Annotated in this window: 16 protein-coding genes; 8 read left to right on the top strand and 8 right to left on the bottom strand. The window is 62.0% G+C overall.

Annotated elements, in window-relative coordinates; genetic code table 11:
• Positions 1-12 precede the first annotated feature (12 nt).
• From NF78_RS19100 to NF78_RS19090, 3 genes are read right to left on the bottom strand one after another with little or no spacing between them, the layout of a single operon-like run.
• Entirely contained in the window at positions 13-585 is a 573-nt protein-coding gene (locus NF78_RS19100; RefSeq protein WP_035990871.1) for a GNAT family N-acetyltransferase, read from the bottom strand.
• 30 nt (positions 586-615) lie between these two features.
• Positions 616-2,097 carry an MBOAT family O-acyltransferase gene (locus tag NF78_RS19095; RefSeq protein WP_035990870.1) on the bottom strand — a complete coding sequence of 494 codons (1,482 nt, stop codon included), beginning with the start codon at positions 2,095-2,097 and terminating at the stop codon, positions 616-618.
• Positions 2,094-5,273 carry a hypothetical protein gene (locus NF78_RS19090; protein WP_052050745.1) on the bottom strand — a complete coding sequence of 1,060 codons (3,180 nt, stop codon included), beginning with the start codon at positions 5,271-5,273 and terminating at the stop codon, positions 2,094-2,096. Before NF78_RS19090 ends, NF78_RS19095 begins: the two co-directional genes overlap by 4 nt.
• Positions 5,274-5,600: 327 nt before the next feature.
• On the opposite strand from NF78_RS19090, the gene NF78_RS19085 reads away from it, so the two are divergent.
• The 3 genes from NF78_RS19085 (at position 5,601) to NF78_RS19075 (ending at position 9,502) form a co-directional block, all read left to right on the top strand.
• Complete coding sequence (locus NF78_RS19085) at positions 5,601-5,831, top strand: hypothetical protein (protein WP_035990868.1); 231 nt, start codon at positions 5,601-5,603, stop codon at positions 5,829-5,831.
• Between the two features lie 198 nt (positions 5,832-6,029).
• Entirely contained in the window at positions 6,030-9,146 is a 3,117-nt protein-coding gene (ppc, locus tag NF78_RS19080) for a phosphoenolpyruvate carboxylase (protein WP_035990866.1), read from the top strand.
• An 83-nt stretch (positions 9,147-9,229) separates the two neighbouring features.
• The gene (locus NF78_RS19075; RefSeq protein WP_035990864.1) at positions 9,230-9,502 is read left to right on the top strand and encodes a DUF2164 domain-containing protein; all 273 of its coding nucleotides are present in this window, start codon (positions 9,230-9,232) and stop codon (positions 9,500-9,502) included.
• Positions 9,503-9,748: 246 nt separating this feature from the next.
• On the opposite strand, the gene NF78_RS19070 is transcribed toward NF78_RS19075, so the two are convergent.
• The 5 genes from NF78_RS19070 to NF78_RS19050 form a co-directional block, all read right to left on the bottom strand.
• Entirely contained in the window at positions 9,749-11,020 is a 1,272-nt protein-coding gene (locus tag NF78_RS19070; protein ID WP_035990861.1) for a SufS family cysteine desulfurase, read from the bottom strand.
• A 62-nt stretch (positions 11,021-11,082) separates the two neighbouring features.
• On the bottom strand, positions 11,083-12,396 hold the full coding sequence (sufD, locus tag NF78_RS19065; RefSeq protein WP_225885375.1) for a Fe-S cluster assembly protein SufD: 1,314 nt from the start codon (positions 12,394-12,396) through the stop codon (positions 11,083-11,085).
• Positions 12,397-12,407: 11 nt separating this feature from the next.
• Positions 12,408-13,196 carry a Fe-S cluster assembly ATPase SufC gene (gene sufC / locus NF78_RS19060; RefSeq protein WP_035990858.1) on the bottom strand — a complete coding sequence of 263 codons (789 nt, stop codon included), beginning with the start codon at positions 13,194-13,196 and terminating at the stop codon, positions 12,408-12,410.
• Between the two features lie 134 nt (positions 13,197-13,330).
• On the bottom strand, positions 13,331-14,770 hold the full coding sequence (sufB, locus tag NF78_RS19055; protein ID WP_035990856.1) for a Fe-S cluster assembly protein SufB: 1,440 nt from the start codon (positions 14,768-14,770) through the stop codon (positions 13,331-13,333).
• 79 nt (positions 14,771-14,849) lie between these two features.
• Positions 14,850-15,209 (bottom strand): ferredoxin-thioredoxin reductase catalytic domain-containing protein, encoded by a 360-nt coding sequence (locus tag NF78_RS19050; RefSeq protein WP_035990854.1) that lies wholly within the window; start codon positions 15,207-15,209, stop codon positions 14,850-14,852.
• A gap of 209 nt (positions 15,210-15,418) precedes the next feature.
• Here NF78_RS19050 and sufR point away from each other — a divergent pair, with 209 nt between their 5' ends.
• The 5 genes from sufR to NF78_RS19025 all read left to right on the top strand — a co-directional run bounded on the left by sufR (position 15,419) and on the right by NF78_RS19025 (position 20,355).
• Positions 15,419-16,084: an iron-sulfur cluster biosynthesis transcriptional regulator SufR gene (sufR, locus tag NF78_RS19045; protein WP_035990852.1), complete on the top strand. Its 666-nt coding sequence runs from the start codon at positions 15,419-15,421 to the stop codon at positions 16,082-16,084.
• 212 nt (positions 16,085-16,296) lie between these two features.
• Positions 16,297-17,139, top strand: a complete 843-nt coding sequence (locus NF78_RS19040; RefSeq protein ID WP_052050744.1) for a metallophosphoesterase family protein — start codon at positions 16,297-16,299, stop codon at positions 17,137-17,139.
• Between the two features lie 246 nt (positions 17,140-17,385).
• Positions 17,386-18,825 carry a Na+/proline symporter gene (locus tag NF78_RS19035; RefSeq protein WP_035990851.1) on the top strand — a complete coding sequence of 480 codons (1,440 nt, stop codon included), beginning with the start codon at positions 17,386-17,388 and terminating at the stop codon, positions 18,823-18,825.
• A 292-nt stretch (positions 18,826-19,117) separates the two neighbouring features.
• Positions 19,118-19,384, top strand: a complete 267-nt coding sequence (locus tag NF78_RS19030) for a hypothetical protein (RefSeq protein WP_035990849.1) — start codon at positions 19,118-19,120, stop codon at positions 19,382-19,384.
• 197 nt (positions 19,385-19,581) lie between these two features.
• The gene (locus NF78_RS19025; protein ID WP_035990847.1) at positions 19,582-20,355 is read left to right on the top strand and encodes a PspA/IM30 family protein; all 774 of its coding nucleotides are present in this window, start codon (positions 19,582-19,584) and stop codon (positions 20,353-20,355) included.
• Positions 20,356-20,437 lie beyond the last annotated feature (82 nt).

Genomic DNA, 20,437 nt, shown 5'->3' with positions numbered 1-20,437 from the left:
GTCAAATCGGGTTCAGGTCCCTTTGCCCCGCCGCCAGTCCTCGCGCAGCAGACCGTAGAGGGCCACATCGCGATACACCCCCCACTTGAGCGTTTGCCGCCGCCGATAGCCTTCCTTGACCAGGCCCAGCTTTTCCATCACCCGTCCCGAGGCTGGATTGTCGCCAAAGTGGGTGGCGTTAACGCGGTTCAGTCCCAGGGTTTCAAAGCCAAAATCGACCACGACAGCGGCCGCCTCGGTGGCATAGCCCCGACCCCAGAAGGGTCGCCCCACCCAGTAGCCCAGTTCTGCCATGTTGTAGGCGGGGTACAGTCTCAGCCCTACGGAGCCGCAGAGGGTACCATCGGCCTGGGCAATGGTGAAGTTCAAGGCTTGGTTGGCGGCCCAGTCAGCCTGCTGCTGCTGAACCCAGGCCTCGGCATCGGCTGTGGTGTAGGGGTGGGGAAGGGAGAGGGTATTTTCGGCCACGGCGCGATCGCCCGCCAGCGCCACCACATCTGCAACATCCGTCAGCGTAAACGGCCGCAGTACCAGTCGCTCAGTCCTCAGCGTCGGCTGCTGCTTCGGCAGCAGAAATTCCACCATCACTCGCCTATGGCTCCAGCAGCCACCGTTTTAGAAGTCGAAATAAATATACGGCAGCGTCTCCGCCGGGGCCAGCAGCCAGGCCATCAGGCTCAACAGGGGCACCAGCAGCAGCTTCACCGGCCAACTCAGCTCTAGCTTCAGCCCTCGCCGCATCAAGTACGACAGGCCCATCAGCCCCACCACGCCCCACAGCAGCAACAGCAGCTGGCTAAAGGTAAAGCCCAGGGATTCTAAGTAGACTAGCTGGCTAAACTGGGCATCCGATGGGGTACCCCAGGCCCGCTGTAGGGCTAGGGTGTAGCGATCGGGCTCGGGCAGCCGAAAGAACAGCCAGCTGGCAAACACCAGCGCCTGGGTAAGCAGCCAGCCCAGCACCGTACCCGGCAGCGTGGCCCAAAAGGCCTTGAGCACGGGCACCGCTTTGCCCCAGGCCTGGGCAAGCCGGTGCACCACCAGCCCCGCCCCGTGAATGGCACCCCAGATCAAAAAGCCCCAGTTGTTGCCGTGCCAGATACCCGCAATCACCATCACCAGCATCAGGTTGAGGCAGGTACGGGCCAGCCCCTGGCGCGACCCCCCCAGGGGGAAGTAGAGGTAGTTGCGGAGCCAGTCGCCCAGGGTCATGTGCCAGCGTCGCCAGAAGTCGGCCAGGCTGGTGGTGAAGTAGGGGGCGTCAAAGTTGTGGGGCAGGGTGATGCCCATCAGCAGGGCACTACCGCGGGCAATGTTGACGTAGGCGCTGAAGTCGAGGTAGAGCTGTAGCCCGTAGGCAAAGGTGGCCAGCCAGATGTCGACGCTGCCCGCCCGCTCCAGGTTGTCAAAGCTGAGGTTGACCAGAATGGCGATGTGGTCGGCGATCAGCAGCTTTTTCATCGCCCCGTAGGCAATCAGCCACAGCCCTTCGACGGTGGTGCTGAGGGCAGGGGGCTTTTGCTGCTCCACCTGGTCGATAAAGGGGTGAAAGCGGGTGATGGGGCCAGAGATCAGCTTGGGGAAGTAGAGCTTGTAGGCGGCAAAGTCAGAAAAGTTGAGCGCCGCTGGTGACCCTCGATAGACATCCACCAGGTAAGCAATGCACTCAAAGACAAAAAAGCTCAGCCCCAGGGGCATGATGATGCGGGTCAGAGTGTCGCCGGGGGCGGTGCCCACCTCCAGGCCCAGCCAGCGGAACAGGCCCTCGGCGTACTTAAAGCCCACCAGCAACAGCACATTGAGGCCAATGCCCAGCCACAGCAGCCGGGTGCGGCGCTGATTCCAGCCCCGTTCGGCCAACTGCCAGCGAGGGTTGGGAATGCGCCAGTCAAGGGGAGTTGCGATCGCACTGCCGATCAAAAATGTCACGATCAGCAGCACCACCATCAGCAGCAGGTACTGCACCTGGAGCGAGGCGTAGAAGATCAGGCTGGCCACCACCAGCAGCCACAGCCGCGCCTGGAGGGACTCCAGCGCCCAAAAGACACCGACAACGCTGAGCAAAAAGAGGGCGTAGACCAGGGAGGGCAGGGTCATGGGGTGGTGGCGGGGGGCGGTGAGGGCGCAGCAGGGCGGGGCCAGGAGATCAGCGGGTCTTGCCCCAGCTGGCTAGACACCTGGTAGGCGCCGTAGCGGTTCAGGTGGCTGGGGTCGGAAAAATAGTCGTAGCGATCGGGCCACAGCTGGCCAAAGTCGCGGAACAGAAAGCCGGTTTCGGTGGTGGAGAGGGTGAGCATGTGGCGCAAAAATTCGGCTTCGGCCTCGCGGCGATAGTCGTCGAGGTATTCATCGGTGAGGGGGGTGTTGATGAACACCATCGGAATGCCCTGGGCCTGGGTAAAGCTGAGCAGGCTGGCAAAGGCCTCAGACTGCTGCCCCTCCAGGCGAAAGCTGTCGTAGTCGCCGTCGTAGCGGCCCGAGACCCGGGCAAAGTTCTGATAGTAGGTGGCGGGGTTAAACCGCACCGAGAGAGCCAAAAAGCCGTCGAAGTCGATCGTGCTGCCCTCGGGCATAGCGGCATCGAGGGTTTCTGTGCTGGAACTGGCGGGGCTGGGGGTAGCCGCCACCAGCCGCTGTTGAAACCAGCCCTTGAGCCGATCGCGATCGGGGTAAACCGCCGACAGACTGGCCAGTTGACCGCTGAGCCACTCGTCCATGGCGGCGTAGCTGTTGGGCAACGACCCGGTGGGGGCCACACCCTCGCCAGCGGCGGGGACGGCGTCGGGGGCAGCATCGGCAACAACGCTGGCCTCCTGCGATCGCCGGTTGACCACCTCCCGATAGCCAGGGGAGGCGGCGATGGCGTTGTAGGTGGCATCGACTCGGCCGCTGTTGAAGGCCCGTGCCCCGTCGGCCCAGATAATCAGCCGGGGCAGCTGGTCGGGCTCCAGCACCTGGCGAATGACCAGATCGACCACCTGGGCGGTGGCCCCGTTGATGCCGAAGTTAAATACGCTGATGTTGTCGTAGCCCAGGGTGGCCAGCTCTCGCCGCAGCGCCACCGGGTCTACCCCCCGCAGGGCCCGGGAACTGCCCACGATGATCACGTCGGGCGGGCCAGACTGCTCCAGGCGCTGGTGGTAGAGAGCCAGCTTTTCGTTCATCTGCTGGCTGTTGAAGCTGGGAAACTCAGCCCGGTCCACCAGGTCGTCGATCGCCACGATCGGCTGGCTGGGGCTGGTGGTCAGCCCTTGCTCGTCATCGGCGCTGATAAAACCGCCCCCGGCCCAGGTGCTGTCGCTGCGGGTCGTGGGCCAGTCGAGCTGGGCCAGGTCGTCGGCAAAGGGATCGGCGGGTTCGGGGGTGGCTCCTGGGGCGGTTTCTGGGGCGGCGACTTCGGCCCTGGCCTGTTGGGCGGGGGGGCTGATCACCTGGCCCAGCAGCCAGTCGATCTGGAGCGCCACCAGCACCCCGACCGCCGCCCACACCACGGCTATTTTCAGCCCGTCGGCGCGGCCCAGTTCGGTCAGGCTGTCGGCATGGTCATCGCTGGTTTCGGGGGCGACACTGGTCAGCAGCTGCGATCGCAGCAGCAGGCGGCGGCCCTGGCTCAGCAGGTCCTGCACCCACTGGCCCAGGGCCATCTCCTCCTCCGGCCCATGGTCCACCTCCGCCGGGCTGACGGGGCCGTCCGGACGCACCAGCAGCTCGTTGACGTAGGTATCGGAGGCGGTGAACTCCGGGGTGGCCTCGGGCACCAGGCGGCGGCGGGCCAAAAAGTCCTGACCGTAGCTCCAGGCGGGCTGCGCCTGGCCCGATCGCCGACCGTAGAGCCGTACCCCCTCCATGCCCATGGGGCTGAGGGTGCGCAGGTAATCGGTGAGGGGAGGGGCCACCAGGCGGCGGCGGGGGGCCACCGGGCCATCCACCATCACGTGCAGCAGACCCTCGCGCTGCAGGAGCTGCACCCGATAGCCGCCGGTCGCCAGGCGATCGTCGAGGCTGGGGTTGAGCAGGCGGGTGAGCAGAAAGGCGATCGCGGGCAGGTCGCCGGTTTGGCCCAGGTACTCCGGAGTGTCGGCCAGGGCACTGTGCTCAGCGGCGGGCAAGTCGAGGTAGTGCACCCAGGCGGGGGTAGCATCGACCCCCGCCTGACCGTAGATCACCGCCCGGTGAATGCCCTGGGGGGCAATTTCCTCCAGGGGGGTAGTCAGGGCAATCAGCACGGCCTCCTGGTCCGACAGCCCCTCGGCCTGCTGGGTGTCGTGGTCGCCGCTCTGGGGCGAGCAGATCAGGTGGAGGGTGCCATTGGTGAGTTCGGCGGTCACCCCCAGGTGCCAGCTAGCCACCGCCGCCGAAAGCAGACGCGCGATCGCATCGGTGTCGCCCCAGCGCCCCCACTCCCGCAGCATTTCCTCCGGCGGCGTGAGGTCGATGCGTAGGCTCCAGTCGGGCTTGGTCTCGCCCCGCACCTGGAGCAGCAGCACGGCATCCTTAAACTGGGTGAGCTGGAGCTGGCGCAGCCGCTCGGCGGTGGGACGAGCAATCAGGGAGGGGTCGGGGCTGTAGGTGGCCTCGCAGAGAATCCACAGGCGCGAAATGGTGGTGTCTGCGCCATCCTCTGCGGCCCCATCGGTGCCGTCGGTGGCAATCCGCCCATCGATTCCGGAGGGAATCGCCATGCGGTGCAGGTGGGCTGTACCCGGAATCGCCTTGATGCTGACCCACACCCCCACATCCAGGCTGCTGAGGGTTTCGCTCAGGTACCAGGCGATCGCCTCCGGGTCGCCCTTGCGGGCCAGGCTCAGGTTCGAGAGCACCAGGGTGCCGCTGCCCTCGCCCCCCAGCGACAGCTCCGGCTGGCCCTTGGTGTACTGCTCCAGCAATGACTGGGTGGCTTTGATATCGGCCTCGTCCTGATTTTCCAGCACCAGCTGTGCCAGGTGGCGCTCCAGCCGATTGAGATAGATAGGTGCTGTCCAGTCCGGCGTGGGATTGCCGGTGAGCCGACTGTAGACGTAGAGCTGATAGACCTGGGGATAGTGCTGGCGCACCAGGTCGTCGCCACCGTCCAGCAGCGATCGCACCAGCTTGAGCAGCACCGCCGACTGATCCAGCGCCGCCGGGGTTTCGCACAGCACGTGCAGAATGTTGCCCCGCAGCTTGATGTGCAGCTCGGCCTCCGGCAACCCCATAGCGTCCTTCAGCCAGCTGAGCACATTGGCCGCGGGCGAATTGGGGCTAAGGGTGGGGTTTGATAAGGACACAGGCATTGTGAGATCAGGGTAACAGCGAAACTCAAGCCATGCTCCCAAAGAGTAATTGCACCGGATGGCGCAGTCGGTTTAATTTATACCAACTCCAGCGCCAATCAGCCGTTTTCTTTGGAGGCAATTTCCAAAACTTTGCTAAACCGCCCAGGCGGTAGCCAATACACCTCCACCAAAAACTCAACGTTAGTTGGTCGGGCTGAGGCACTTGTTTACTATATTAAAGATCAAATGTGCCGATGGTAGCTCCAGGACAATGGCCCCTGAGGCCATTGCTGGGCAGGCTGCCCCAATTTGCCCTCAGCTGTGGTTCCTTCCCCTAGCCTGCCTATGACTTCGCCCCGCCCCACCGTTGCCACCGCTCCGTCCCCTGGTGCCGAAGTTCTGGTGGGGCTGCTGGTGCCCCCGGTTCTGCTTGGCATTGCAGTGGCCCACGCCCTAGCCGATGGTCTCACCCAGGCTGGACTGGCCAGTGAGCAGCTCTTTGCGGGCGAGCGCCTCCCCAACCTGAAGGTGCCCCAGGCCCCCGCCACTCACCCTGAAGCGGCGGGAACAAATTGAGCGGCCACCCCCATCCCCCTGACCTCTCGGTTTGACATGGCGATTAAATAAGGGGTATCAACGGTTGGTTTGCCGCCCTGATTTTAGCCCCGGTACCGCTGTAACGTTTTCAATTTGTTCATCTGGATAAACTTCTTCGGATTAGGGTAATCCTATAGAATCTTTGCGATATCCCCGTTCTCTCTGCATGTTATACCCATGAGTTCAACGCTCCACTCCTCCGGGGACACCCGGCCCGCCGCTGAAGCCGACCTATCTGGCCCTCCGGCCTCGGTGGATGACCAGCCCTCCCGGCAAGATTTGCTGCTGCGTCATCGTCTGCGAGTGGTCGAAGACCTCTGGGAAAACGTGCTAGAACATGCCTGCGGTCCCGAGCTGCTCAAACTGCTGCAACAGCTGCGGCAGATGTGTTCCCCCGAGGGCCAGGCCCCCACCGCCGCCGAGGCCAGGGTCAAGGCCGTCGTCGACGTGGTCGAAGCGCTGGATCTCGAAGACGCCATTCGGGCATCGCGGGCCTTTGCCCTATATTTTCAGCTCATCAATATTGTCGAGCAGCACTACGAGCAGCGGGGGCAGCAGCAGCAGTACCGGGCCGCCTACGAAACCTCGGAGCTGGCCCAGCGCAGCGGCCAGCCCTTTTTTGGTGCCAGCGGCGGCGACTCAGAGGCGGGGAGCACCCTGTTTCAGGCCGATCTGCTCAGCCGCAGCGTCGCCGATGCCCCCGGCGGGCGCAAGGAGGCGGGCACCTTCCACTGGCTTTTCCCTACCCTCAAACGGCTCAACGTACCGCCCCAGGTGATTCAAAACCTGATCGATCAGCTCGACGTGCGGCTGGTGTTTACCGCCCACCCCACCGAGATCGTACGCCACACCATCCGCGACAAGCAGCGGCGCATCGCTAGCGTTCTGCGCCAGATGGACCAGGCCGAAGAGAGCGCCCAGGGCCTGGGGCTGGCCTCCTCCTGGGAAATGGAAGAGTTGAAGGAGCAGCTGACTGAGGAGATTCGCCTGTGGTGGCGCACCGACGAGCTGCATCAGTTTAAGCCCTCGGTGCTCGACGAGGTGGACTACACTCTGCACTACTTCCAGGTGGTGCTGTTTGACGCGCTGCCTCAGCTGTATCAGCGGTTTGACCGCGCGATCGCCACCACCTTTCCCGAGCTAGACCCGCCTCGCCACCGCTTCTGTCGGTTTGGTTCCTGGGTGGGGGCCGACCGCGACGGCAACCCCTCGGTCACCCCGGAAGTGACCTGGAAAACCGCCTGCTACCAGCGCAACCTGGTGATCAGCAAGTACATCACCTCCGTTGAGCGCCTGGTCGATCTGCTCAGCCTATCGCTGCACTGGAGCGAGGTGTTGCCCGAACTGCTGGAATCCCTGGAGCAAGACCAGGTTAAGATGCCCGACATCTACGACGATCTGGCCATTCGCTACCGCCAGGAGCCCTACCGCCTCAAGCTGGCCTACATCAAGCAGCGGCTCAAAAACACCCTCGATCGCAGCCAGCGCCTTTACCACAGCGATCCCTTCGCCGACCACTCCAACGCCCCCATCGGTGGCCCCATCTACCGCTACGGCCACGAGTTTTTAGCCGAACTGCGGCTGATTCAGCGCAATCTGGAAGCTACCGGCCTCAACTGTCAGGACCTCAGCACCCTGATCTGCCAGGTGGAGATTTTTGGCTTCAATCTGGCTCAGCTCGACCTGCGCCAGGAAAGCTCCCGCCACTCCGATGCCCTCGACGACATCACCCAGTACCTGCGCATTTTGCCCCGGCCCTACAGCGAACTGCCCGAAGCCGACAAAATTGCCTGGCTGGTCAGCGAGCTGCAAACCCGCCGCCCCCTCACCCCGCGCGATCTGCCCTTTTCCGATAAAACCCGCGAAACCATTGCCACCATGCACATGGTGCGCCAGCTCCACCTGGAGTTTGGCCCCGACATCTGCGGTAGCTACATCATCAGCATGAGCCACGATGTCAGCGACCTGCTAGAGGTGCTGTTGCTGGCCAAGGAGGCGGGCCTCTACGACCCCACCACCGAGCTGAGCAGCCTCCAGCCTGTGCCCCTGTTTGAAACCGTCGAAGACCTGCAGCGGGCTCCGGCGGTGATGCAGGCCCTGTTTGAAACTCCCCTTTATCTGGCCATGCTCCAGGGCCAGGCGTCCCTGCCCGTAGACCAGGGACCGGGGGGCGTGGCGACCCCTCGCGCCGTTCCCCTCCAGGAGGTGATGCTGGGCTACTCCGACAGCAACAAAGACTCGGGCTTTCTCAGCAGCAACTGGGAAATTCATAAGGCCCAGCAGTCGCTGCAAACCACCGCCGATCGCTACGGGGTATCCCTGCGAATCTTCCACGGTCGGGGCGGCTCGGTGGGGCGCGGTGGCGGTCCCGCCTACGAGGCGATTTTGGCCCAGCCGGGGCGCAGCATCAAGGGCCGGATCAAAATCACTGAGCAGGGGGAGGTACTGGCCTCGAAGTACAACCTCTCCGACCTGGCCCTCTACAACCTGGAGACCGTGACCACTGCGGTCATGCAGGCCAGCCTGCTGAGTAACAGCGTCGACGACATTCAGCCCTGGAATGAGACAATGGAGGATCTGGCTACCCGCTCCCGTAGCCACTACCGCCAGCTGATCTACGAGCAGCCCGACCTGGTCAACTTCTTCCATCAGGTCACCCCCATTCAGGAGATCAGCCAGCTCCAGATCAGCTCCCGACCCTCCCGGCGCGGCGGTAAAAAAGACCTTGGCAGCCTGCGGGCGATTCCCTGGGTGTTTAGCTGGACCCAGGCGCGGTTTTTGTTGCCCTCCTGGTACGGCGTCGGCACCGCCCTGCAGGAATTTCTCGACGAAGCCCCCGAAGAACACCTCAAGGTGCTGCGCTACTTCTACAGCAAGTGGCCCTTCTTCAAAATGGTGATCTCCAAAGTTGAGATGACCCTGGCCAAGGTCGATCTGCAAATCGCCGAGCACTACGTGCGCGAACTGACGACTCCCGAAGACAAAGAGCGCTTCCTGAAGCTGTTTGAGTCCATTTCCGCCGAGTTTTACTTGACCCGCGACATGGTGCTGCGCATCACCGGCCACGATCGCCTGCTGGATGGCGACCCCGACCTGCAGCGATCGGTCTACCTGCGCAACGGCACCATCGTGCCCCTGGGCTTTTTGCAGGTGGCCCTGCTGAAGCGCCTGCGCCAGTACAAGGACCAGGCTGCCACGGGCGTAATCCGCTCCCGCTACAGCCAGGGCGAACTGCTGCGCGGCGCACTGCTCACCATCAACGGTATCGCAGCCGGAATGCGGAACACGGGCTAAATGCAGCCCTCAATGGGTAGTGAAATGGCTGGTGAATAGGCTTTTGGAGAGCTTTAAACCAACATCCAAAAAGGAGGACTACTTTGGCCATTGAGCTACCAAAAGAGAAGCACAAGGAAGCTATAGCTTCTCTAATACGTTACTTCCGTGAGCAGCGCGAAGAGGAGATCGGCAACATAGCGGCAGGCGGGCTACTGGGCTTCTTTCTTGAAGAAATTGGCCCCAGCATTTACAACAAGGCAATAGCCGATGTCCAAGCCCGATTGCAGATGCATGTCTCTGATCTCGACGTTGAATTTCACGAGGAGGAGTTTCAACATTGGTTGAAGGATGGGAGCAAACGTAAAAAGCGCTAACCATAGCGCAGACCAAGTTTGTAGGTTGGGTGGCGCGACCGCAGAACCCAGCAGGGCTGACCACTGTTGGGTTCCACTTCGTTCACCCAACCTACGGGAACTGCGAATGTGTTGTAGCGTTGGGCTAGCCTGAGCTTGGCCCATAGTCCAACGCATTGCTGGGTTTCGGCTTGGTGCCTCCCGATAACGCAGCCACAACAAAGGCGCTGCCCTTAGCTCTGTAGCTATCAGCAAACAGGGCTTGACTCAATCTTCGTCTTCAAAAACGCCTTTGAAGAACTCGATGGTGTCCTTGAGGGCGGCGACAAAGCTGTCGATCTCGGCTCTGGTGTTGTAGAAATATAGGCTGGCCCGTGCCGTGGAATCTACCGCCAAAATGCGGTGCAACGGCTGGGTGCAGTGGTGCCCCGAGCGAATGGCAATCCCCGACTGGTCAAGCAGAGTCGAGAGATCCTGGGCGTGGACACCCTCGACGGTGAAGGTGGCCAGGGCTGCCCGTCCGCTGCCGTCGGCCTGGGGGGGCGGGCCGTAGAGGGTAAGTTCGGGGATGGTCAGCATCTGCTGGTACAGGTAGGCCGTCAGCTCGTGCTCGTAGGCGGTGATGTTGTCCATGCCGATCGCAGTCAGGTAGTCCACCGCAGCCCCCAGGGCGATCGCCTCGGCAATGGCAGGAGTACCCGCCTCAAACTTGTGGGGCAGGGCCGCGTAGGTGGAGTGGTCGAGAAACACATCGGCGATCATCTCGCCGCCGCCCATAAATGGGGGCATAGCCTCCAGCAGCTCCAGCTTGCCGTAGAGAAACCCAATGCCCGTGGGGGCGCACATCTTGTGGCCCGACGCAACAAACCAGTCGCAGCCCAGGCTGGGCAAGTCGAGGGCCATATGGGGGGCGCTCTGGCAGCCGTCGATCAGCACTTTGGCCCCCTGGCGGTGAGCAACGTCTACAATCTCGGCGACAGGGTTGATGCAGCCCAGGGTGTTGGAAACGTGGTTGACCGCCACCAGACGCGTCCTGTCGTTGACCAGGCTGCGGTACTGGTCGAGGTCGAAGGACTGGTCAGCCGTTAGCCCCACAAACTTCAGCACGGCCCCGGTGCGCTGGGCCACAAACTGCCAGGGCACCAGGTTACTGTGGTGCTCCATCACCGAGAGAATGATTTCGTCGCCCGGTTGCAGACTGGTCATACCCCAGGCGTAGGCGACCAGGTTGATCGCCTCGCTGGCGTTGCGGGTGAAGATGATTTCATCGCGGCTGGTCGCCTTTACAAAGGCAGCCACCTTGTCCCGCGCCAGCTCGTAGGATTCGGTGGCGCGGGCGCTGAGGTTATGTACCCCCCGGTGCACGTTGGCGTTGTCGAGCTGGTAGTAGTTTTGCAACGCCTCCAGCACCGCCCTGGGCTTCTGGGAGGTGGCCGCGTTGTCGAGATACACCAGCGGGTGACCGTTCACCTCCTGATGGAGGATAGGGAAGTCGGCGCGAACCTTGGCGGCGAGGGAGAGTTCCTGGACGACGGTCATGGGGAGTGGGGGGTAGGGAGTGGATGGGTGGGCGGGTAGGAGGGGGGATGGGTGGGCGGGGGCTATGACCACTGGGAGATGGTTTCGGCGAGGCGCGATCGCAGCGTTTCCACCGGAATGGTTTCTATAATCTCCATAGCAAAAGCATAGATCAGCAGGCGCTGGGCCTGGGCGGCGCTGATGCCGCGACTCTGCAGGTAGAAAATCTCGTCGGCCTGGAGCTGGCTGACGGTGGCCCCGTGGGCGCACTTGACATTGTCAGCCACAATTTCCAGCTGGGGCTTGGTATCGACTCGCGCTTTGTCGGAGAGCAGCAGGTTGCGGTTGAGCTGGCTAGCGTTGGTGAGCTGGGCCTGCTGCGCCACCGCCATCCGTCCGTTAAAGACACTGTGGGCCTGGTCGTCGACAATGGCTTTGTGCTGCTGCTCGACGGTGCCGTGGGGGTAGCTGAGGGCCACCAGGCTGTGGGTGTCGGCGTGCTGGTGCCGGGCGATCGCCCCCAGGCTATGGATACGGGTGGTGGTTTGCTCGCCGGTCTGGTAGACCTCCCAGTGGTGGCGGGCCAGCCGGGCCCCAAAATCTACGGCGGTGCCGATGTACTGACTGTCGCGGGCCTGGGTGACAGCGGTTTTGCCGATGTGAAAGGTGCCCTCGCCCTCGCGCTGAATCCGGCTGTGGGTGAGCTGGGCGTTGCCCTCTAGCCACAGCTCAGTGACGGCATTGGTGAAATGGGTTTCCCCAGTCTCTCCGCCAAAATCTTCGATCAGGGTGAGGGCGCTGCCCGACTCAGCCACCACCAGACAGCGGGGCTGAGCTATCACAGCCTTTTCCCCAGCGTGGGACAGGTAGATAACTTGAATCGGAGTTTCAACAACTGTGTTGCGGGCCAGCCAGACCACCACCGCGTCCTGAAACCCGACGGTGTTGAGGGCGGTAAAGACTTCGTGGTGACCGCTGGCCTGGCCCAGGCGGTCGGCCAGCTCAGCCTGGAGGTCGGGATGGGCGCTGAGGGCAGCAACGGTGGCCCCCGCAGGCAGACTCTCCAGGCGCGACAGTGCCGTACTCACCCGTCCGTTGACCACCACCGCTTGAGCCCCGGTCGTCTCGGGCAGACGGCGGCTAGCGACCTCGGCCTCGTCTAGGGTCAGGGCTGCGGCGGGAGCAAAGTCGGTGGTGAGCATGGCCGCCAAATCGGTGAAGCGCCAGTCTTCATCCCGGGTGGATGGGAAGGCCTGCTCGTTGAGCAGCACGGCGGCCCGCGATCGCAGGGTTTCCAGGGCCAACGGCTCAGGCACCGCCGCCTGGGCCCGCTGTACCAATGCCTTCAGGTAGCGATCGCGGTGGTCCGCCGTCACTGTGGAGCGCAGGTCAGACATAGAACTGGTCATTAGGCCGTCACCCCCGCCTGGAATTCCTTCAGCACCCACTCATAGCCGCGCGACTCCAGCTGCTGGGCCAGGTCTTTGCCGCCTGTGGTGATAATTCGGCCATCGGCCATCACATGGACAAAGTCGGGCACGATGTAGTCGAGCAGCCGCTGGTAGTGGGTAATCAGCACCACTGCATTGTCGGGGGTGCTGAGCTGATTGACGCCGCCAGCCACGGTCTTGAGGGCGTCAATGTCCAGGCCTGAGTCGGTTTCGTCGAGGATCGCCAGAACCGGCTCCAGCAGGGCCATTTGCAGAATCTCGTTGCGTTTTTTCTCTCCGCCCGAAAAACCCTCGTTGACGCTGCGATCGAGGAAAGAAGCGTCCATTTTCACCACGTCCAGCTTTTCTTCGATCAGGTCATCGAAGTCGAACACGTCGATTTCGTCCTCGCCCCTGGCCTTGCGATGAGCGTTAAAGGCCACCCGCAGAAAGTCGCGGTTGCTCACCCCAGGAATTTCCAGCGGGTACTGGAAGGCAAGGAAAATACCGGCGGTGGCGCGATCGTGGGGCTCCAGATCCAGCAGCTCCTGGCCTTTGAAGGTGATCTCGCCGCCGGTCACCTCGTAGTCGGGGTGGCCCGCCAGTACCTTTGAGAAGGTGCTCTTGCCCGAGCCATTGAGGCCCATAATGGCGTGGATTTCCCCCGCCCGCACCTCCAGGTTCAGACCCTTGAGAATTTCGGTGCCGTCCACATTGGCGCGCAGGTCGCGTACCGAAAGAATAATGTCGCTGTTTTCGTTAATCATGGGTTTCCTGTGGAGTGGGCACCGCCCACCATGCTCCTAACTGCGCGTTGAAATTTTGAATTTGCGGTCTTCGTAGGGTGGTGCATCCGCGAAGCGATGCACCACCCTACGGGTTGGTTCACCCATCTACCCATCTACCCAACGCTATTCTCCAGCTTCAGGGCCAGCAGCTTGTCCGCCTCGGCGGCAAACTCCATCGGCAGCTTGTTGAACACATCGCGACAGAAGCCGCTGATGATCATCGACACCGCATCCTCCTGGGAAATCCCCCGCTGGGCAAAGTAGAACAGCTGGTCCTCACCAATTTTGGAGGTGGAGGCCTCGTGCTCCACCTGGGCGGTGCTGTTCTGCACCTGAATGTAGGGGAAGGTGTTGGCGCTGGAGGTGTCGCCGATCAGCATGGAGTCACACTGGGAGTAGTTGCGCGCCCCCTCAGCCTTGGGACCAATTTTGACCAGGCCCCGGTAGCTGTTCTTGGACTTGGCTGCCGAAATGCCCTTGGAGACAATGGTGCTCTTGGTGTTTTTGCCCACGTGCACCATTTTGGTGCCGGTGTCGGCCTGCTGGTGGTTGTTCGTCAGCGCCACGGAGTAAAACTCGCCCACGGAGTTGTCGCCCACCAGCACACAGCTGGGGTACTTCCAGGTAATAGCCGAGCCAGTTTCCACCTGAGTCCAGGAAATTTTGGAATTCTTCCCGGCGCAGAGGCCGCGCTTGGTGACGAAGTTGTAGATGCCGCCACGGCCGTTTTCGTCCCCCGCAAACCAGTTCTGCACGGTGGAGTAATTGATGGTGGCGTTGTCCATAGCGACTAGTTCAACGATCGCCGCGTGGAGCTGATTGCTGTCGTACATGGGGGCGGTGCAGCCCTCCAGGTACGTCACCGAGCTGCCCGCCTCCGCCACAATCAGCGTCCGCTCAAACTGGCCGGAATCGCCGTTGTTGATGCGGAAGTAGGTGGACAGATCCATCGGACACTGGGTGTCCTTGGGAATGTAGACAAACGACCCATCGCTAAACACCGCCGAGTTCAGCGCCGCAAAGTAGTTGTCGCCAATGGGCACTACCGTGCCCAGGTACTTCTCCACCAGCTCGGGGTGCTCCTGCAGCGCCTCGGAGATGGAGCAAAAGATCACCCCCGACTCCGCCAGCTTCTCTTTGAAGGTGGTGGCCACCGATACGCTGTCGAAAATGGCGTCTACCGCCACGTTGGCCAGCCGCTTTTGCTCCGAGAGGGGAATGCCCAGCTTCTCGAAGGTCTCCAGCAGGGTGGGATCGACCTCGTCCAGGCTGCCCAACTTTTTGACCTGGGTCTTGGGGGCCGAGTAGTAGACGATGTTCTGGTAGTCGATGGGCGGGTAGGTGACATTCGGCCAGGCCGGTTCTGGCATGGTCAACCACTTGCGGTAGGCCCGCAGGCGAAACTCCAGCATGAACGCGGGCTCATTCTTTTTGGCCGAGATCATGCGCACCACGTCTTCGCTGAGGCCGCGAGGAATAATGTCGGCCTCAATGTCGGTGGTGAAACCGTACTTGTACGGCTGGCTGACGAGGGACTGGACGGAAGCACTCATGATGCGACTCTCTTAACGGGCGGCAAAGGGTTCGGAAGGCGGGGGAGGGACGGCGTGTCCACCGGGAGGAGCTGAAGCCCTAGTATTTACTGGTTTCAGTCCGAATGGTTTCGAAGGAAATGTCTTGTTCCTGGCCGGCGAAGGGGTTGTCGGGGGTGAGGAAGAGCATACAGTGGCACTCTTTGCGCTCCTGCATGGGCACGCAGGGGCAGTTCCAGTAAATGGTTTTGACCTCGGCCTCTTTGTCTTCGTAGTGGCGGCAGGGGCACAGGGGCGAACCAAGATCGTCCTTGTGCTTGGCCAAACCCTCCAGCACCACGGCGGTAACACCGGGGTCGGCGCAGAAGTAGGTGCCCGTGCGCTTGGCGTAGCTCTGGGCAAAGTTGCGCATCAGCTCTAGGTTCTTATCGGTGGCCTGGGTGGTTTTGGTGTCAGTCATTAGAGGATCGGTACGCTACACAGCCCAATAATTTTATACAATTAAAGCAACATTTAAGTTGTCTAACTAAATCTTAGACTAGTTTAACAACATAAAGGTTGTCAAAGTGGATAATCTCCCGCTGGAATGGTTTGACGCTAAACCCGCAGGGGGGTTGTCCGTGAGGCAGCCGACAGCCATGTTCTCTATTGTCCAGATGGGCCAACGCCATGACCTCCGTGCAGCAACCCTCTACCTCCACTAAAGACGATATTTTGACGTACCTGCTCAGGCAGGGTGAGGCCACGGCCCACGCCATTGCCGACCATCTGGAGGTCAGTACCCAGGCGATTCGCCGCCACCTCAAGGACCTGGAGGCGGAGGCGCTGATTGAGCACCGGGCCGTGCAGGAGGGCATGGGGCGACCCAACCATCTGTACCAGCTCAGCCCCAAGGGGCGCGATCGCTTCCCCGCCAAGTACGACGAGTTTGCCATTTCCCTGCTCGACACCCTGGCCGACACCCTGGGCCAGGAGGAGGTAGGCACCGTGCTGCGCAAGCAGTGGGAGCGCAAGGCGCTGGAGTATCGCAACCGGGTGGGCACTGGCACCATTGCGGAGCGGGTGGCGCGGCTGGTGCAGCTGCGCAAAGACGAGGGCTATATGGCCGAGTGGCACGAGGTCGAGCCCAACGGGGAGATCTGTAAGACTGGTCCCTGCTACATCATCACGGAGTACAACTGCGCTATCTCCCACATCGCTGAGTCGTTTCCGAGCGTCTGTGGCCACGAGCTGGAGATGTTTCAGGTGGCCCTGGCTGACTGCACCGTGCAGCGCACCCACTGGCTGGTCAAGGGCGAACACCGCTGCGGCTATCTGGTGCAGGGGCGGGGCTAGGGCTGCCTGGTAGATGTTGAACTACTCTGGCTGGGGTGGCCGGTGGCCGGTGGCCGGATGATGGGCTGACTGATGTCGTCAAGGACTGGGGCACGGTGTAAGGCGAAGGGAGGGCGATCGCCGCAGACCACAATTTTGTTTGCTCAGGCAAAATTCAGTCAGCCCTGCTAAGGTAGCGCTCAACTGACTACCTGTTGAGCGTGGATTGAGCTATGCCCGCAGAGCCCATTGACTTTGAAATTTCGCCGGGGTGCGATCGCATCGCCCTGTGCGGTGGCCCCTACAGCAACTTTGGGGCCGTAGAGGCCTTTTTGGCCCAAACGGCCTCCCTGCCGCACCGCTTTTGTTTGGGCGACATCGGCGGCTTTGGCCCACAGCCCAACCGCACCCTGGACCTGCTGCGCCAGGCGGGCGTGGTTTGCCTGCAGGGCAACTACGACTACGCGGTTGGGGCCGGGGAACGCGACTGCGGCTGCGGCTACAGCGACCCGCGCGATCGCCAGTTCGCCCAAATTAGCTACGACTACACCTATGCCCACACCGCGCCTGGGCACCGGGCCTGGCTGCACACCCTGCCGCCGCTGATTCGACTGCACTGGCGCGACGGCAGCATTTTGCTGTGCCACGGCAGCCCCGACCAGGTCAACGAGTTTGTCTGGGAATCGACCACCGCCGACCCCTGGATTACAGCCTGTCTGGAGCGCTATGGGGTAGACGGCATCTGCGCCACCCACACGGGCATTCCCTGGGTACGAGCGGTGCCCGGCGGGTTCTGGTGCAATGTGGGCGTGCTGGGACGCCCTGCCCACGAGGGCCAGCCCCACGTCTACTTCGCTGAGCTAGAGTTTCCTGCCGGGTGCGCTGCGCCCGTGCCTCGGATTGTGCCGCTGGTTTACAATCCGGAACCTGTGGTGGCCGCTATGGCGGAGGCGGGGTTGCCCCAGGAGTTTCAGGACTCGCTGCTGAGCGGGGTGTGGACGACCTGCGCTGAGGTGCTGCCAGAGGCGGAGCGAGCGGTGAGGCCTCGCCAGGTAAGGGGGGAAACCAGCGGTTGAATCCCCGGCATTGCTGAATTGAGTAATGAATCTGTAAACTTCCCATCCTTTCATCGCCTCCAAAGTCCCCCAATTCTGGGGGACTTTGGGATTGCGATTCCCTCCAGAATTGGGGGCTGGGGAAGCATACCATACCCGCATTCAGCAACGCCGAATCCCCCCGGCTGGAGCCGCCTGACGGCAGAGTTTTGTCAGTTTATTCACGTTAATCAAGGCCGGTTGAGGGCCAAAAAGGGACAGCTATCTATGGTTGAAACTACAATCACTTGGACACTGCTGGCCGGGTACTGCGGCTTTTTGCTTTACCTGGTGCGGCAGACCACCCCCGATCGCGTCAGTCCGCCGGAGTTTTTTGAGGGGCAGTCGAGCACCGGGGCGGCACCGGGGCTGTGGCTGCTGGTGGCCAGTGCGGCCATTTCCTGGATTTTTGCCAAATCTATCGACAATGCCGCCAGTCTGGGACAGTCCTTTGGGGTACTGGGGGGCCTTGGCTACGCCATCTACTACCTGAGCTTTGTCACCGCCGCGATCGCGCTCTACTTTCTCCGCACGCGGGGCGGCTTTCGCTCGATTCCAGAGTTTTTGGTCAGCAAGTACGGCAAGGTCTGCTCGCGGCTGTTTTTGCTGGCGATCGCCATTCGCCTGCTAAACGAAGTGTGGTCCAACACCAAGGTTTTTTCGCTCTACTTTGGCCCTGAGGGCAGCGCCGGGTACTGGGTCGCAGCCCTGGTCGTCACCCTGTTTACCGTGTACTACACCCTGCTGGGCGGCCTGCGCAGCAGCCTGCTTACCGATGGTGCCCAGATGGTACTGGCGGCGGTACTGCTGGTGGCCATCCTGGCTACCGTTGGCCCTGGCCTGGCGCGGGCAGGCCTGCCGATGGTAGACCCCGACACCCAGGCGGCCGGGCTGACCTTCTGTGCCCTGGCCCTGGTACAGGTGCTCAGCTACCCCTTCCACGACCCGGTGTTGACCGATCGCGCCTTTATCACCGGGCCCCGCACCATGGTCAAGGCCTTTCTCTGGGCCGGGCTGATCAGCGGCGGCTTTATCTTTTTGTTTAGCAGCGTGGGCCTGTATGCCCGCACCGTAGGGGCTGAGGGGTCGCCCAGCCTGACGGTACCTGCCCTGTTTGGCCTGCCCATGCTGCTGGTGTTCAACGCCATCATGCTGACCAGCGCCGGTTCAACTCTGGATTCCACCTTTTCCAGCACCGCCAAGGTGGGGGCGCGGGACTGGTTTCACCGCAAGGGTGCCCCGACTGAGGGCCAGGCCCGCATTGGCCGCTGGTGGATTATCGCGATCGCGCTACTGGGCAATGTCCCCCTGCTGAGCATTTACATGGGCGATCGCGTCGGCCCCGCCATCATCCTCGCCACCACGATCAGCGGCACCATGGTGATGGGGCTGGCCCCGATCTTTTTGCTGGCGTTTTTGCGTCGGGCCGGGGCGCTCAGCTTTCACCTCGCCTTCTGGCCAGGGCTGGGGTTTGGCGTGCTGCGGGTGGCCGAAAACGTCATCGGGGCTCCGATCTTCCCGGCCTGGATGAGCCTGGGCACCGGCCGTTACGCGGTGGATTTGGGAGTGAATATCTACGGGCTGCTGCTGTGTACGGCAGGCTACCTGCTGGGGGCCTGGCTGGGCAGCTTCCGAGCCAAAACATCCAAAGCGCTGCCTGAAGCGTAGATCTATAACAACTCTCTCCAGTGAACAGCGGCGACCGGGTACCCCTGGCCGCCGCCTTTTTGTTGGGCGAGTTGGTTGGGCGAGTTGGTTGGGCGAGTTGGTTGGGCGAGATGTTGCCAACCTCAGCTGGATCTAAATCCCAGATCCGTCTGAATACCCGGGATTGGGCTGGTCAACCACCGCTTGCCCCGGCGCAGCCCCGGTTGAGAGGCGAGGTTAAGGTCGGATTCGGTAGGAGAGTGCAGTATGGATCAGTATAGATACAGTTGCCCTTTGAGAATCGTGCCCCACCATGCTTGACCAATCGCTTCAGTTTCTTACCCCCGACGAGTCGGCAGAAGTTGACAAAGCCCTGCTGACCTCCCCCGAGAAGTTTCTGGCCCGGCTGACCATCTCCACCGCCAAGCTGCTGAAGGTGATCGCCGCCGATACCGACACCCCCATCGAAGCCCTGACAGCCGTGCAGATGATCCAGTGGTTTGAGAAAGACGCCAAGCTCAAGCGCGAGCAGGGGGTGAATGCGTCGGTGCTAAAGTGGCAGGCGGAGGATTTGGGGTAGAGGGGTAGAGGGGTGGATGGGTAGGAGGGTAGGAGGGTAGGAGGGTAGGAGGGTAGATAAAAATAAGCACTCACCCACCCACCCACTCATCCACTCACCCACTCATCTACTCACACTCCCCACCCTGCCCGATCGCCGCTGGCTTTCTGTAAACTAAGAAAGACCATCGCACACCGTAACTGAGGAAGCAGCACGTCATGGGGTTATTTGATCGCGTTAGCCGAGTGGTTCGCTCTAACCTGAATGCGGCGGTGAGTTCGGCCGAGAATCCGGAGAAAATCCTGGATCAGGCCATTATCGACATGCAGGAAGACCTGGTTCAGATGCGTCAGGCGGTGGCGGGCGCGATCGCCAGTCAGAAGCGAGTGCAGCAGCAGTACGACAAGGCCCAGAGCGAGGCCAGCAGCTGGCAGCAGCGGGCTCAGCTCGCCCTGCAAAAGGGCGAGGAAGACCTGGCCAAGCAGGCGCTGCTGCGTAAAAAAAGCCAGGCTGAAACTGCGGTGGCGCTGAAAACTCAGCTCGACTCTCAGAGTGCAATCGTTGACAAGCTCAAGCGCGACCTGATTGGGTTGGAGAGCAAGCTATCCGAGGCCAAGACTAAACGAGACATGCTCAAGGCGCGGGCCAGTGCCGCCAGGGCCAACGAGCAGCTGCAAAGCACCACCAGCAGCCTCAATACCAGCAGCGCCATGGCCGCTTTCGAGCGCATGGAAGATAAGGTGCTGCAAATGGAGGCCAAATCTCAGGCGGCGGCAGAGCTGGCCGGGGCCGACCTGGAGAGCCAGTTTGCCATGTTGGATGCCGGCAGTGATGTCGATGCGGAACTGGCGTCGATGAAGGCCCAGCTGGCGGGCGGCACGGTAGATCAAAGTGCGTTGCCCCCCGGCGAGTCGACGATTCCGGCCAGCGAGGCGACGGCGGTGGATGCCGAGCTGGAAGAACTGCGATCGCAGATTGACAAGTTTGACTAGGTTTGCCTGGTAGAGGTGGACTAGCTTGGCTGGGGTGTCAGGTTCCCGGTTCCAGGTTCCAGGTGTCAGAAATGGCGGGCTG

The sequence above is a fragment of the Leptolyngbya sp. KIOST-1 genome (assembly GCF_000763385.1).
GTDB lineage: Bacteria > Cyanobacteriota > Cyanobacteriia > Phormidesmidales > Phormidesmidaceae > Nodosilinea.
This window is presented reverse-complemented; position numbering and strand designations above follow the sequence as displayed.